This is a genomic window from Hydrocarboniphaga sp., assembly GCF_028291725.1.
In the GTDB taxonomy this organism is placed as follows: domain Bacteria; phylum Pseudomonadota; class Gammaproteobacteria; order Nevskiales; family Nevskiaceae; genus Hydrocarboniphaga.
This window is the reverse complement of the sequence record NZ_JAQGNT010000092.1, coordinates 131733-145989: the sequence shown is the minus strand read 5'-3', so window position 1 is coordinate 145989 and position 14257 is coordinate 131733. Positions and strand designations below refer to the sequence as shown.

The following is a 14257-nucleotide window of genomic DNA, read 5'->3' as shown; positions in this document are numbered from 1 at the left end:
AGGCCCGTGTCGGCACTGGGCATCGCTCACGCGACCGCCAACCATCCCCCGTTCTGTCCAGCCTGGATTGGACTCGCTGACTTCTCGCCGCCAGATTTACGCGGATTTGAACCGCCGTTCACACTTGAGAACGCTGCGTGGTCGCGGCATTCGGGGCAATGCGGTCCTGACCCGGAACGTCCACTAAGTTTGATGAGGGTTTTCACGATCGTTTTCGCTTCGATCGTCCCAGGTCGCGTTGCGAATCGCTTGACCAAGCTACACGGGAACTTTCAGGAGGGTAAATACTTAGTCGAGAGGGACTCGCCTGCAATGCCGTCGCGAAATGCGGTATCGACAATAACCTCGTCTATACCGCATTCGAGCAAGATTCTTCGGGTGTCGCTGCCGGGCTTCGGAAAGCCGCTGCCGACCTTCAAGTTCCACGCCACCGAGCGAAGCCAGGTGGATCGGACTCGTGTGACCGGATGGCCGCAGGGATGATTGTCCAATCGCAGCAACGAGAAAGGCCTTGCGTCCGCGGACTGAAGACTCCGCTGACGATGCCAGTCCCCGAGTGAGCGTACCCGAACGGCGGTCACTCCCACACTCTGCAGCAAGGCGATCGCCGCTTCGGCCCGAAGCTTCGAAAAGAACCTGCCAAGTTGTCGCGCGCAGGTGCCGTTCGCGTTCTCCACATCGGTTAGGGCCAGCCCGGGAATGAGCGGCGCCATCGCGGTAGCCTGCTCTACCCTTAGGTCGAGGAACAACCAAGCATCGCGGGCCTTGTAGAGGCGGCGAAAAGCCTGTCGACCGACGGCGCCTGCTCCGACGGCGCTTGCCGACAATGGCTTCGACAAAAGCTGCAATTCTCCCTGGATGAACTGCACGGCTTGCGCCAGAGAGACGCGGATGCGTGGTGGAGGCGACTGCTTTTCTTCGGTGGTGGCGAACAAGCCACACAGCACGCCGTACGCGCCGAGGTATCCGGTCAGGCAATCGACGCAAGATGCGATCGCGTGCAGCTCCGGCTCATCGTCGCTTCCAAAACGAGACGCGACGCCGGCCGCCGCCTGCAGGATGGGGTCATACCCTTTGCGATCGGTCCAAGGTCCGATCAGGGGACCGCCAAACGCGCTGACGGCGCATTCGATGGCCGATGCCCGGCTGATCCGTTCCGTGATCCGGCGGCCGGCGGCCCCGGTGAAATTGTGGACAACAACATCCGCCTGTCCGAACAGCGGATCGAGGATCTCACCGGCGCGCTCGTGCTGGAGGTCGATGAGCGCGCTGCGCTTTCCATGGCTCATCTCGATGCCGTACCAAGCGGTCATCCGGGGTCCGTGCAGGGGGTTCACCGGATCGAGCTTCAAGACATCCGCGCCGAGTTCGGCGAGAGTTCGCGCACAGATGGGCCCCGCGACCATGCTCGCAAGATCGAGCACCCTGACGCCCTGCAATGGCAGGCGCGCGGAATCCGACGACAGGGCGACAATCGCTCGGCGAACACCTCCGGCTTTCCACGCCGGAAGCGAGCGCAGGATTTCGCGCGGCGACGGCCTCGGTGCGTGGTCTCCATGATCCACCGATACCGCGGTGCCGAACTGTCGCTGCGCGCCCAGCACCGGATCTTCGATCTCGTCCACCAGGCCGGCGTGCCGAACCCAGGCCAGGTTCTGCCATTCGTCGAAAGTACGAACGACGGCGCACGGAACCCCCGCGGTGGACAGCACGGATTCCCAGTGGTCACCCGTGGCTTCCCGGAATCGAGCTGACAGCGCTTTAGCGATCCGGCGCTTCCACTTCGGAGAAAGAAGAGCGGCATCGCACACGTTGTCGCGCCGGGAGCTGGTGTAGGGATCGAGCGCCTGAAGTCCGGCCGACCGTAGCGAATCCCAGAGACCCAGCGTCTCCAGAAGGGCGATCGGTAGACGGCGATGATCGAGTGCGAAGATCAACAACTTCCGGCCATCGGCGCAGGTGTAGAAGCGCATCATCGGCGGCAGCAGCTTGCGACCGAGGCCACGGAGCCAGCGGTGGACGGACGTCCCGCCCCTGCCGCCGATTGCCTTCACCCAGGGCAGCAGCCACCGAACCGCAGGCGGCAGCGGTGGAATGTCGTAGCGCCAGGGCTGCCCGTCGACGCGGAACATCACACTTCCCATGGCGGCCATGACGGACGCCGCGAGCGGGATACTGATGGCCTCACCCTGTCCGGTACTCCGGCGTCGCAACAGTGCCGCGACTGCGGCGTTCGCGCCGAGCACCGCACCGTAAGCAGAGGCCATCGACAAGGCCGTATAGATTGGTGGCAGACCCAGAACCGGGGCGATGACCGACACATCCGTGAAGACGCCGAGCTTCGCGTGCAGCAGATCGTCATCCGGAGGCTCGTCCGTCAAGGTCTCGCCGGTGAATCGGATCACCGTCGAATCCGCCGGCAGCGACGGCGCATACCCGTGGACCTTCACCCATCGGCCGTCGGTAAGGATCAGGTCGGCCGACCGGGACAAGGCCTCGAGGTTGGCGGCCGTGATAGAAGCCTCCGTCGTGCAGACGCGCTTTCCCCGATCCGAATACGCATCAAGCGCGGACGAGCCGGCGGACGTCACACCGAATCGAACGACATCGGCGCCTTGCTCCGCCAGCAGCATGCTCGACCATCGGCCGGCCAGACACTCGCTCAGGTCGAGCACTCGAACACCGGATAACGGGCTGGACGGCTGGATCATCGAACGATATGCTATCAATAATGTAGCAACGCTATCGATCATGTAGCATGAACGTGAAAACCTCAAGCCCGAAGATCCCGCGAAAGCCGCTCTCGGCGTCCGTCGCCCGTCCCATCAATGAACTGTTGGACTTGGTCGGCCAGCGCTGGACGCTTCGCATCCTTTGGGAGCTGCGGGACGGCCCCTCAACGTTCAGAGGGCTGCAACTCCGCTGCGGGAATCTGTCACCGACGGTGCTCAACAAGCGCGTCCAGGCCTTGCGAGATGCCGACATCGTCGAACTCACAACTTCGGGCTACGCGCTCACCACGCTTGGTCTTGAACTGGGAATAAAGCTGCTGGACCTGACCAAGTGGGCTGAGCGCTGGTCCCGGAAAAGGGCCGTGTGAGGCGCCAGAACAATGTGATCAGTTTGCTGGCCGATAAGGCTCGCACCAGACGGCAGAGCGCGGATAGCTTTCCTCGCTTAGCTGCCATAACGGCAGGTTGTCGAGCCTGTCACTCATTCCTGATCGAATTAGCGACCCAGGAGCTGTAGTCAATCGGCACGCCGGTCGCGGCCGGGCCTTCAGTGCCCTTGGTCATGCCCGGCCGAATCGCCCAGGGGATTCTCCGCATTCGCGTCCTGCGGACGCACAAAATACCGGCTCCAGTGCGTGTCCATCATCGGCTCGTCCTCGTCTCGCGGCAGATGGTGAAAAGCCTGGCCGTACCAGACAACCAGATCCGCACGCGACAGCGATTCGCCGTTGACGAACGCGGAGACGTTGTCGGCGCAGCCGTTGATAGTCGGGTTGTGCGAAGCGAAATTCTCGCAAGGCTTGTAGGTCGTGGCGTAGACCTCGCTCTGCGTGAAAGGCTCGTACTCTGGGCCATGGAACAGATGCGCAGGATCGGCCTCCAGATGGTAGGAAATCGCGTGGCCGTCACTATTGGTGATCGCCTTGTCCTTCACGCGCCAGGAGCGGAAATCATCCGGTTTCACCGTGCGCGCCGTCTCGGTGCCGAACTCCTGCGCCTGCAGCACACGTGTCTCCTGGCTGCTGTCCTCGGGCGGGAATTGCAGTTCCTCGAAGGCATCGTTGTCCGCGCCGCCCAGATCGAAATCCAGCCGCCAATAGAAGTTGTGCACGTGCGAGATGCCGTATTTCATCTGGCCCAGCGGCCAGCCGTATTTCTCGCCCCTGCCTGGAATCGGAGTGAACCGCTGCAGATGGCCGGACGCGCCGGCCGCGAACTCCAGCGAACCGTCGCCATGAAAACCATATTCGAAGATGTAGTTGTACTCGCCCACGTGTGACACGCTGAACAGGTACAGGGCCTGACCCTGGATGGCCTGCGTGTAGTACTTCACGTCGTAGCCGGTGGCGCGCGTCTGCTGGCACAGCACGGCCTTGCCGTTGGACGACAGCAGCTTGCCGTTGGGGCAGTCGTCGGCCGCCAGCGTGGCCATGTCCTTGGTCGCACCCAGGCCGTAGTCGGTCTCGTCGTGGTAGCGGGCGCCATTGTCGTCGTAGGGCACATGGATCTGGGCGGGGTTCATCTGCGCCAGGATCAGCAGCGGACTGGCGCCAGGCGCGGTGTAGGTCACGTCGTGAAACACGATGCCTTCACGCCAGCGCACTTCCCAGCACATGGACCAGCTCGATCCGTTGGCGAGCTTGACGTTGACCTGGTAGTCGACCGAGCAGGCGGGCGACGGGTTTGCCGCTTGCGCGGTGTGCATCCACGGCAGCAGCAGAGCGGAGAAAGCGAAACGGCGAAGGATCTTGGCCATGATCGAAAGCTCCCTTTACGGTGCGAAGCTGGTCATGCCCACGGCGGCGCCGCGTGACAGGTCGACGATCGGCAGCACGTTCACCAGAATGCCGTCGCGCGAGGTCAGCAGCAGCTGCGTGCAGCGGTGCAGCCCACAGTCCCTGGCAGCACCGCCGGCGGCTCCGGGATGCGCATCGGAGCGGAACACCAGCGCATCGGAAACCAGGTCGCTGGCGCTCGTGAGCTTGCGGCCGGTGGAGCGAAAGTATTCGTCGCGGATCTGCGGCCCCAGCTTGCTGTCGCCCAGTGCCAGCGTCAGCGAGGCACTGCCTTCGGTCTCGGTCGGCGGCAACTGCACCTTCTGCGCGGTGATCACCGAATCGACGGCATTCTTCGGCAGGTTGACCACCGCCTGCAGCAGACGGTCGCTGTCGTATAGGTAGATATACACGTCAGCACGGCGCAGCGTCGGTGTAGCGACAAAGGCGGCTTTGTCCTCCTGGTGACGCTCCACCATCAACACTTCGCTGCGCTTGCTCTGGCCCTGTGGCCCAGTGATGCGGGCATCGGCAAGCGCCATCTTAAGTGCCAGCGACTGCTCGTCGGTGGACAGCGGGTCATAGCCCGTTCGGGCCGCCGCCCAGGCCTCGCTTGCGCCCAACAAGGCCGCCGCGCCCAGCAGTCCACGCCACAACACCGCATTGCCCGTGCTGGTCCCCATGAATCGTCTCCCCATTCTGGCGTTCCGAGCGGCAGCCTGACGAACGGTACGGTGCCGCGTCAATGACATGCGCCCATACAATGGCCGATACGCGGGAGCCCCGAATGAGGGATTCCCCGTGCTCTGAAGCCTGCGAAGGACCCGGCAACCTACATCTGCCGGAAGTGATGCAGGTAACTGCGGCTCACCGGCAATACCTCGTCGCGGCTTTTCAGGTGAATGTGCGCGGTCTCGTTGAGGCTGCGCGTGACATGGCTGATCGCGCGCCGGTTGACGACGACCGCGCGGTGCACCTGTACGAACTGCTCGGCGTCGAGTTGCGCCAGCAGTTCCTTCAGCGGTGTGCGGATCAGGCCCTCGCCGGCTTTGCCGCCGTCGCCGCGCCAGGCGACTCGCGTGTATTTCTCGTCGGACCGCAGGAAGTCGATGTCCTCGACCGGCACCAGCCTCAGCGCTTGCCCGACCAACACATGGAGCCATCGCAGCGGCGGCGGCGTGCTGTCCTTGCGCAGTCTTGCGGCGAGTTGCTCGACCAGCGCCTGCGTGTCGGGCAAGGGCCGTGCAGCGCGCAGCCGCTCCTGCAGCCGCGCCACGGTGTCGGCGAGGCGCGCGGGCTCCACGGGTTTCACCAGGTAGTCCAGCGCGCCCTGCTCGAAGGCCTGCACCGCGTATTGGTCGTAGGCGGTGACGAACACCAGTTGCGCGCGGCGGCCAATGAGTTGCGCGGCCTCGACGCCGGACAGGCCCGGCATGTGCACGTCGAGAAAGCAGATATCGGGCCGCAGCAACTCGAACTGCTCGACCGCCTCGCGGCCGTTGCGCACCTGCGCGATCACATCCAGCTCCGGCCAGGCCAGCGCCAGCAGGCGCGCCAGTGCCTTGCGCAGCAATGGTTCGTCGTCGGCGATCAAGGCCGTCGGGCGACGGCCGCTCACGCCGGGCTCCGCTGGGCCGGGAAGTCGAGTTCGGCGCGCACGCCGTGCGGAGCCAGAGCGGCCAGTTGCAGCTGTGCGTCGCCGGCGAAAACCAGCTCCAGGCGTTCGCGCAGCGTGACCAGGCCGGTGCCCAGGCCTTTGCCGGACGCGCGTATGCCGACACCGGTGTCGCTGACCTCGGCGTAGCAGCGCCCGCCACGCAGTTGCACCCGGACCTCGATACGGCCGCCCTCCTCGCTCGGATCGATGCCGTGACGCACTGCGTTCTCGACCAGTGTCAACAGTGTCATCGGCGGGCAGCGCAGATCCAGCGCCTACTCGTCGGCCTGCAGCGCGAACTGCAGGCGGTCGGGCATGCGCATGTGCATCAGCTCCAGATAGGCGCGCACCAATTGCAGCTCCTGTCCCAGGGTGGTGGCGGGCTCGTGCAGCCGCGGCACCGCGGCGCGCAGATAGGCGATCAGGTGACTCAAGACCTGCGAGGCCTGCGGCGAGCCGGAATCGACCAGCTCGCGCACGTTGGCGAGCGTGTTGAACAGAAAGTGCGGCTCCACCTGCGCCTGCAGCAGCCGCAGTCGCGAATCGAGCGCCTGACGCTCCAGCTCGCTGCGCTCCAGATCGAAGGCCAGGGCCTGGCTGCGCGCGGCGAAATCGCGCTGGCGGAACAAGGCCGCGACCGTAATCCACGGCGCGGTGAGCAGGCCGATCACGATCAGCATCGCCATGCCGGCGAGGCGATCCTTGTTCTGCCATAAGGGGATCGTGTCGCGATGGGTCACGACCAAGGTCACCGCCAGCGCGGCGAACGGGATCACCAGGGCGACGCCGATCACCTGCAGCACCCAGCGCGCGAGCCACGTCGGCAAGCGCGCCGGCCGGCGCTCGAAGAGCCCGAACGCCAGCAGGCTCGCCAGGCCGACCGATGCGGTACGCGCCATCACCTCGACGGTGGCGACTTCGGTGAAGGCGGGGCTGGTGACGAAGCCCAGCAGCGCTGCACTGCCGATCGCAACTCGCAGGCGTCGCCAGCTCAGCGCCCGGGCGAGGCCCTGCGGTGTAGGAGGCGGGGCTATGGTCGACATGGCGTGACGATAGCAACGAATCGCCGGTGCGGGCTGCTGCGGCTTGTGGCAACCCGTGATTCAGGAGCCGTCCGCTACAGCCGCGGCAGCCACATCATCATCGATGCCGCGAAGATGCCGGTCGCCGTCATCAAGGTCAGTACCACCAGCGCCGACGCCATCGCGACACGTCCTCGTGGCCCGGCGCGGTCGCGGGCATGGAAGTAAAGCTCGAGTACCGCCAGCGGCACCAGGTACTGGCTGTAGGCGATGATCGTCAGCGCCGGCCCGCGGAAGGTATGCGGATCGAAGCCGACCGGGCCGCGGTTCACCAGGATCCAGAACATCAGGCCGATGCGGAAGAACCAGACCCCGCCGACGACCAGGAACAGCCGCAGCGCCCAGCGGCGATGCAGGTCGGAATTGCGGGCCAGCGCATAGCGCAGGGCCATTGCGCCACAGCCGATGATCAGCAGCGCGTTGATGCTGGTCGACAGGTGTTGCCACACGTCCCCGCCGGTATTTCGCGTCCACACCATGTACAGCCCGCCGACGCTCAGCAGCAAGGCCGAGAACAGGTAGACGCGCCCGTTCCATCGGTGAAACCGCGGCCATAGCCGACGCACGGCCGGCGTCAGCTGCAGTGCGCCGCCGAAGAGGATCACCACCACGAATGTCAGGTGCAGCGCCAGGATCAGGTTGTGCATCGTGTGGCCGGATATGTACCCGGCCGGCATCACCTTGTTCCAGGTCTCGAACTCGCCCTGCACCGCCGCGCGTCCGTAAAAGACGGCGACATAGGCGGCAAACACCCACTGCCCGAACACGGCGACGACGAACCAGAGGGTGGCCGCTGCGTTCAATGCCGCTGCCGCACCTGCGGACGAGATCGAGCCGCCGCGACCCGCCGATTCGGGGCGAGTGCCGGCGAGCGGATCGCATAAGTGATGCAGAACCGCGGAGCGGAAGGCAGCACGGGATTGTATAGTCATGGGCGTCTGATCCTGGCGTTGGTACGCGCTGATTGGCGCATGGATCAGAGTGTGGCCAGGGCCGGGGCGCAATCGGCACGCCCTGCGACCAGCCGCGGCTTGGAATGGCTGGAATGCTTTGGGAGCCGACGAACCGCGTGCTCGCGAAGCTCAATGCAGGCGACTGCGCGGCGTATCAGCGGACACATGTTGGGGTTCGCTGCGCTCACCCCAACCTACTCAACCAATGTATCGACGCTGCAGTGTGTAGGTTGGGGTGAGCGTAGCGAACCCCAACATCGGCGCGGACACACGTTAGCGTCGTTCGCCTTAGCCGACGTCGATATTCAGCACGTTGCCCTGCTCCTGCAGACGCCCGGCGAGGACCGCTCGGTCGATGAGTGCGGCGCCGCGCCGGTGTGGATTGGCGCCTGATGTGAAGGGCAGAGGCCGATCGTTCAATACCAGCTTGCTCACGCCACTGCCAGAACCGCGGACTGCATAGCGGACTTCCAATGGCCGGCCGATGAGCCGGGTGTCGACTCGCATTCCGTCGAGGGCCGGCGGGATCACGGGATCGATGCTCACCCGATCCCACTCCACGCTGAGGCCCAGGAATCGCCGCAGGATCAGCCCCAGCGCAATGCCGGCGCCGCTGGAATATACGCGCCAGCCGCCATCGAGCGGGACGGTTCCGCGCCCCACCCGCTCGTATTCGGCGCTCGCCTGGTAGCGATCGTCGAACGCGGCATCGGAGCTCGAGTAGTAGCAGTTGGCCTGGCGCAGCGTCGCGCTCGGCACCAGGGAGCGAATGCCGATGGGATTGGTCTGGCAGAGCGCATGGAAGAATGCTTCCGCATCGCCCACATGAGCCAGGGCCTGCGCGTAACGCAGATGCGCGTGCATGTACATCAGGCCGATCTCGCGCCCGAAATAGGTCGCGCTCTCTGCGCGCTGAAACAGCTGCTGCGGGCCGCCGCGATATCGCATGGGGCGATCGAACAGTCGCAAGCCGTCAGGTCCGCTCAGTTGCGTCGCCAGCAATTGCAGATGCTCGCGCGTCTGCTCGGGCGTGAACAGATCTTCGAGAATCGCGTGGACCATGGCGAGCGCGCTGTAGCGCACGCCGGTGGTGGTGTCGCGCGGGTGCAGAAGCTGGCGGACCTGGCCGCCGTCTTCGAAGTGCGCGTATCCGGTGAGCACGCCGTCCGCGACCAGAAACTTTTGGAAATCGTGACGCACGGGCTCGACACGGCGCTCCAGGGCAGCGGCGGCAGCGGTGGCCTCTGAGCGCGCGACCGCGCGCAAGCCGCGCGCCAGCGTGGTCAAGGTCTGCACGTGTAGCGTGACCGTCCAGGCGCTGCAGAGGCGCTCGCGCTGCGCCGGGTCTGCTGGTTGTAGCGAGTCGTTCCAATCGCCGTGCCCGTAGGCCGCGAGAGACGTCCCCGGAATGACGCGTCTCTCGATCAGCGCCAGTGCGCGCTGCATGTGTTCCCATAGCGTGCCGCGGTCTCCGGCGTCGAAATAAGGAACCGGCTCATCCAGCAGATCGCCATCACCCGATGCGATCAGATATTGGCCGAGTACCAGCAGCGGCCAGAACACGATATCCCCGTGTGAGTCACCTGGACGGATGTCGCGCTCGCGTTCGAAGAACATGAACCACTGGGGCCAGTCGCCGTCGGCATTCTGCTGGCGCATCACGCGCAACAGCAGGTCTCGTATCGGCTGCACCCGATCGAGCGCGAACAGCATTTCCACCGGGCCCTGGCAGACGTCCCGCGTGCCCCAGCCGCCCCCGGAGTACTGCTCCAGTCCTCGCGGCGAAAGATAGTGAACCAGCGCGTTGTGGGTGAGCCAGGGTGCGATATCGGCGAGGCGCGCCAGTGGCTCGGATAGCGGGCTGGTTGCCTGCATGTGCAGGCAAAGTGGCGGGATCAGATCCTCGCCATGGCCGACCCGTAGCGGGGCCTCGCTGCCTTCGTCTACCAGGTCGCCGCGGATTCGTAGTCCGAGGCTCGTCGCCGGCGTGGTTACGATGCAGATGAACGGCTCCTGGCGCGATTGGCCATCCAGAAAAAGCAGTTCGTCACCTCCGATCGTCTCGAATCGAGTTCCCGCTCGCGCTGCGATCCGAAAGCTGCCGTTCGGAAAACGACGGCCCACGTCCGAGTCCTTTGCCGCCGTGATGACGATGTCCTGCCCTTCCTGTCGCCACAGCGCCGCGCCCCGTGTGCTGCCATCGTCGCCATTGAGCGCGATGTGATGAGAAATCAGGCATCGCAGCGCAGGCCCGGAGACCACATCGATGGAAAGCCTCAGCTCATGAGGGGTGCTGTGCGCTTCGGAGCGCACTCGAATCTCGCCCACTTCATGCCGATAGATCCACAGGCAGGACTCGCTCGATATTTCGAATGCGGAGGGTATGCCCAGCAGCTGCCAGCAGCCGCCGATCTCCACGAACACCCGCTGGCCATGTGTACGGAACAGGCCGAGGTAACTATGCATGGTCGAGAGCAGGCGGTTGATGCTGACGTGCCCCTGGGTCAGCAGCGAATGGAAGACGCCGGACATCCACGCGGTCGAGGTCAGCGCGGACTCGTCGGGCGTCAGATGCTGGCCGGTACGCAACAGGTGGCCATGCGGCCGTAGCGTGTTCAGCTCTTTCGCAGGCATGACGACGTGGCCGCCGGCATCGCGAACCGTACCGTGAAAGAACGACAGAAGCTGGCCGCTGTCGCCTGATTCCTCGTGCCGCCACGGCGCCGGAAACGAGGCGTTCAATGCGGCTTCGTCCAGGTCCAGGGTGCTCAGCAGCGGCGCCGTGCTGAAGAGAGTGGCCGAGGATGTCTCGTCAACGGGACCACCGGAGTCGATCTCGCCCGGCTTCGCTTCGGCGAGGGACAGCACTTCGCTCACTCGCTGCAGATCGGCGTCGGAAGTGGCTTCAGGATGATGGGCCCAATAAGCGCCGAAAAAGCCCGCGTCGATGCGGCCGCCCGCCGCGAGTTGAATCGTCGCGTCGCGGATCACCACCAGGGAATGCTCATGCTGCAGGCGCCGGCTCGGCAAATCGCCGGCGAGGCCGACCGGGCTTGCTCCGCTGCGTATCGCCAATCCGTGGAACTGAAGGGCGTCCGTCGCGAAAGATGCCCCGGAGCGCAGCGAGCCGATCAGACTCCAGGGATTGCGGCCGTCTACCGCCTGGTTCTGGCGCGTGGCGATGAGCTGGCCCTGCTCGGGATGCAACAGCGGTGTGTGGTCCAGATACTGGCTGACATAAAACTCGTTCAGACGGACCGCGCCGTACGGCGCGAGCGCCACGTCCTGCGCGTAGCTGAGATCGAGGAGCTGCGCCGTCGCATTGTGGTTTTCAAGGCAGACATGCCAGAACCACGCGGGCGCGGTCTTCGACAGTACCAGCGAGATCGAGTAGCGGATGCCGAGCCATTCGCCAAACCCGACGATGGCATGCTCGGGGCCCTGTATGCGAAATCTCGTCGCGCTGGACGGCCCCAGCAGCGGTGTCGACTCGACACGGTCGCCGAGGCGGCGCAGAAAAACATTGCCGACGCTGCCGTCGATTTCATTGCCGACAAACAGGGCCAGCGCTAGGCCATCACAATCGAAGTGGCGGATCGCTCCCGTCGCAGTCAGCTCCACGCGCATTCCGGAATGGCCGACGAGAATCCGTCCGGCAGCAGGGGCGCTGGTCTGGTTCACGATGTCTCTCCGTCAGCACGCGTGGCTGTTACGAACTCGGGTAGCGGCTTAACCATACCAGCGTCCGGTGGCCGCGCCCGCGCGTTCAGCTTGCTCGTTTGCTTTCAGGTGGTTGCTTTTCGGGGAGCGGCAACACAGGGTCGGAATTGAAGCCAATACCGTTCAGTTAACGCGGAGTTGTAGGGCGGGAGCATCCTGCCTTTCGCGACAAGACGGCGGGATACGCTGCGCTCCTCCCGCCCTACGCGACTACGCGACTACGCGACAAAGTGAACCGTGTTGGAACTAAGGCTCAATCCACAAGCGGCAGTTCCACGGTGGCGCTAAGCCCGCCGCCGCTGGCATTGCATATCGCCAGGTGACCGCCCAGTTGCTCGACCAGCCGCGCGACGATCGCCAGCCCCAGTCCGCAATGCCCCTGCGCGCTGCGCGCGCTGTCGAGCCGCTCGAACGGCCGCAGCAGGCGCGCAATCTCCTGCCCGGCGATGCCGGGGCCGCGATCGCGCACGCTGAGCCGCAGCGTGGACGCCTCGCGCTGCAGTTCCACTTCCACAGGCGGCGCGCCATGCGCCAGCGCGTTGTCGATCAGGTTGCCCAGCACGCGCTCCAAGGCCAGCGCGTCGGTGGCCGCGTATAGCGGCGCTTCGATGCCAGTTGCGACGAGCGCGTGGCCGAGGCCGGCGAAGCTCTGCACCACGCGCGCCAGCAGCGCCGCCACGTCCACGCGCGGCGCGATGCGCGGATCGCGGTGGTAGTCCAGAAACTGGTCGATGATGCGGCGCATCGACTCGGCGTCGCGGGCCAGCGCCGCTGCCGCCACGGTGTCGTCGAGCAGCTCGGCGCGCATCCGCAGCCGCGTCAGCGGCGCGCGCAGATCGTGCGAGACCCCGGCCAGCAGCAAGCGGCGTTCCTGCTCCTGCGCGGCCAGCCGCCCGGCCATGGCGTTGTATTGATCGGCGAAGACGCGAAACTCGGTCGGCGTACTGGCCGGCATCGTCAGCGGCTCCACGCGCTCGCGGCTAAGCGTCAGCGCCGCCGTGACCTGACGCAAGGGCCGGTGGACCTGCCAGATTACAAACGCCAAAGCCGCCCACAGCAAGCCACCCAGTGAAATGAGTAAGCCCAGTAGCGGCCAGCCGCGCATCGCACGCGAGACTGGCAGGGTGACGGCATAGCGCGTTCCCGCGGCGCCGAAACTCAGCCGCAGGGCTTGCACCGGCAGGCGCTGGACACTCAGCGCCACGTCGGCGCCGAGCTTGTCCTGTACGCGCTGTTCGAGCGCACGCGTCAGCAGCGAGCGCGGCCTGATCGCCACCGGCCCGGCATCGACCTCCAGCTGCAGATCGCCCCTGGCGTTGCGCTGCGCAATCCAGGCCGCGCGCTGATCGGGTGGCAGGCGCCGCAGATCCTCGCGCAGGCTCTCCACCACCAGTTGCAGGCCCTGCGCGATCGGCGCGACGGTGGAATCCACCTGCACGCGCCAGAGCAGGAACAGCAGCACATAGCTGCCCAGCAGCGCCAGTGTCAGCGTCAGCAGCAGGCGCCCGGCCAGCGTACGCGGCAGGCCGATCCGCCACCGCCCCGGCTCCGCGCTCATGCCGACGCCGGCACGTAAACGTAGCCGACGCCGCGCACCGTCTGGATCAGCCGCGGCAACTGCGGATGGTCCTCGATCAGCCGTCGCAGGCGCAGCACGCGCACGTCGATGGCGCGCTCGGTGCAGTCGGCGTCGGAGCCGCCGCGCGTGAGTTCGATCAGGCGTTCGCGCGTCAGCGGCCGGCCGGCGTGGCCGATCAGCGCCTGCAGCAGCGCGAAGTCTGCGGTCGAGAGCGCCTGCGTGATGCCGTCGCGGATCAGCGTGCGGCTGGCCGTATCCAGCAGCGCGCCGCCGATGGCGATGCGCTCGCCGTCCACCACCGGCGTGCCGCCCGGCAGGCCGCCACGACGGCGCAGCACCGCCTGGATGCGTGCCAGCAGCTCGCGCGGATTGAAGGGCTTGCCCAGATAGTCGTCGGCGCCCATCTCCAGGCCGAGGATGCGGTCGATGTCCTCGTCGCGGCCGGTGAGCAGGATCACCGGCAGATCGTCGCCGTCCGCACGCAGCCGCCGCAGCGCGGCCAGGCCATCGGTGCCCGGCAGCATCAGGTCCAGCACCAGCAGATCGGGCCGGCGCCGCGGCAGCCGTCGCAGCGCTTCGTCGGCACTGGCCGCGGTCATCGCCTCCATGCCGTGGCGCGTGAGGTATTGGTCGAGCATCGCCAGTAGTTCGGTGTCGTCATCGACGACGAACACCAGCGGACGACGCTCGGCGAGCCGGTTTGCATTCATGCGCCGATTAGAGCCCGGCCACGGTGGTGGGCGCCAGAGCAGGCTTTGT

The 14257-nt window shown here is 65.8% G+C and carries 11 protein-coding genes; 1 reads left to right on the top strand and 10 read right to left on the bottom strand.

Going from position 1 to position 14257, the window contains the following annotated elements:
- Positions 1-272 precede the first annotated feature (272 nt).
- Positions 273-2711 (bottom strand): CoA transferase, encoded by a 2439-nt coding sequence (locus JWQ90_RS24190; RefSeq protein ID WP_299697581.1) that lies wholly within the window; start codon positions 2709-2711, stop codon positions 273-275.
- A gap of 47 nt (positions 2712-2758) precedes the next feature.
- Here JWQ90_RS24190 and JWQ90_RS24185 point away from each other — a divergent pair, with 47 nt between their 5' ends.
- Positions 2759-3100, top strand: coding sequence for a helix-turn-helix domain-containing protein (locus JWQ90_RS24185; RefSeq protein WP_299697579.1), 342 nt, complete (start codon positions 2759-2761; stop codon positions 3098-3100).
- Positions 3101-3279: 179 nt separating this feature from the next.
- On the opposite strand, the gene JWQ90_RS24180 is transcribed toward JWQ90_RS24185, so the two are convergent.
- The 9 genes from JWQ90_RS24180 to JWQ90_RS24140 all read right to left on the bottom strand — a co-directional run bounded on the left by JWQ90_RS24180 (position 3280) and on the right by JWQ90_RS24140 (position 14208).
- A complete protein-coding gene (locus JWQ90_RS24180) occupies positions 3280-4488 on the bottom strand; it encodes a hypothetical protein (RefSeq protein WP_299697578.1) in 1209 nt (402 codons plus the stop codon).
- A gap of 15 nt (positions 4489-4503) precedes the next feature.
- A complete protein-coding gene (locus tag JWQ90_RS24175; protein WP_299697577.1) occupies positions 4504-5190 on the bottom strand; it encodes a hypothetical protein in 687 nt (228 codons plus the stop codon).
- A 149-nt stretch (positions 5191-5339) separates the two neighbouring features.
- Positions 5340-6125, bottom strand: a complete 786-nt coding sequence (locus JWQ90_RS24170) for a LytTR family DNA-binding domain-containing protein (RefSeq protein WP_299697576.1) — start codon at positions 6123-6125, stop codon at positions 5340-5342.
- Complete coding sequence (locus JWQ90_RS24165) at positions 6122-6415, bottom strand: ATP-binding protein (protein ID WP_299697575.1); 294 nt, start codon at positions 6413-6415, stop codon at positions 6122-6124. Before JWQ90_RS24165 ends, JWQ90_RS24170 begins: the two co-directional genes overlap by 4 nt.
- Before the next feature lie 24 nt (positions 6416-6439).
- Positions 6440-7207 carry a sensor histidine kinase gene (locus tag JWQ90_RS24160; RefSeq protein ID WP_299697574.1) on the bottom strand — a complete coding sequence of 256 codons (768 nt, stop codon included), beginning with the start codon at positions 7205-7207 and terminating at the stop codon, positions 6440-6442.
- Between the two features lie 74 nt (positions 7208-7281).
- Complete coding sequence (locus JWQ90_RS24155) at positions 7282-8178, bottom strand: DUF2306 domain-containing protein (protein ID WP_299697573.1); 897 nt, start codon at positions 8176-8178, stop codon at positions 7282-7284.
- A 309-nt stretch (positions 8179-8487) separates the two neighbouring features.
- Positions 8488-11880, bottom strand: a complete 3393-nt coding sequence (locus JWQ90_RS24150) for a hypothetical protein (RefSeq protein ID WP_299697571.1) — start codon at positions 11878-11880, stop codon at positions 8488-8490.
- 292 nt (positions 11881-12172) lie between these two features.
- Positions 12173-13477: an ATP-binding protein gene (locus tag JWQ90_RS24145; RefSeq protein WP_299697570.1), complete on the bottom strand. Its 1305-nt coding sequence runs from the start codon at positions 13475-13477 to the stop codon at positions 12173-12175.
- Positions 13474-14208 carry a response regulator gene (locus JWQ90_RS24140; protein ID WP_299697569.1) on the bottom strand — a complete coding sequence of 245 codons (735 nt, stop codon included), beginning with the start codon at positions 14206-14208 and terminating at the stop codon, positions 13474-13476. The genes JWQ90_RS24145 and JWQ90_RS24140 overlap by 4 nt, the downstream gene beginning before the upstream one ends.
- Between the last annotated feature and the right edge of the window lie 49 nt (positions 14209-14257).

Excerpts from the sequence above, each read along its gene's own strand:
- JWQ90_RS24190 (WP_299697581.1), bottom strand. The coding sequence starts at position 2,711 with ATGATCCAGCCGTCCAGCCCGTTATCCGGTGTTCGAGTGCTCGACCTG.
- JWQ90_RS24185 (WP_299697579.1), top strand. The coding sequence starts at position 2,759 with ATGAACGTGAAAACCTCAAGCCCGAAGATCCCGCGAAAGCCGCTCTCG.
- JWQ90_RS24180 (WP_299697578.1), bottom strand. The coding sequence starts at position 4,488 with ATGGCCAAGATCCTTCGCCGTTTCGCTTTCTCCGCTCTGCTGCTGCCG.
- JWQ90_RS24175 (WP_299697577.1), bottom strand. The coding sequence starts at position 5,190 with ATGGGGACCAGCACGGGCAATGCGGTGTTGTGGCGTGGACTGCTGGGC.
- JWQ90_RS24165 (WP_299697575.1), bottom strand. The coding sequence starts at position 6,415 with ATGACACTGTTGACACTGGTCGAGAACGCAGTGCGTCACGGCATCGAT.
- JWQ90_RS24160 (WP_299697574.1), bottom strand. The coding sequence starts at position 7,207 with ATGTCGACCATAGCCCCGCCTCCTACACCGCAGGGCCTCGCCCGGGCG.
- JWQ90_RS24155 (WP_299697573.1), bottom strand. The coding sequence starts at position 8,178 with ATGACTATACAATCCCGTGCTGCCTTCCGCTCCGCGGTTCTGCATCAC.
- JWQ90_RS24145 (WP_299697570.1), bottom strand. The coding sequence starts at position 13,477 with ATGAGCGCGGAGCCGGGGCGGTGGCGGATCGGCCTGCCGCGTACGCTG.
- JWQ90_RS24140 (WP_299697569.1), bottom strand. The coding sequence starts at position 14,208 with ATGAATGCAAACCGGCTCGCCGAGCGTCGTCCGCTGGTGTTCGTCGTC.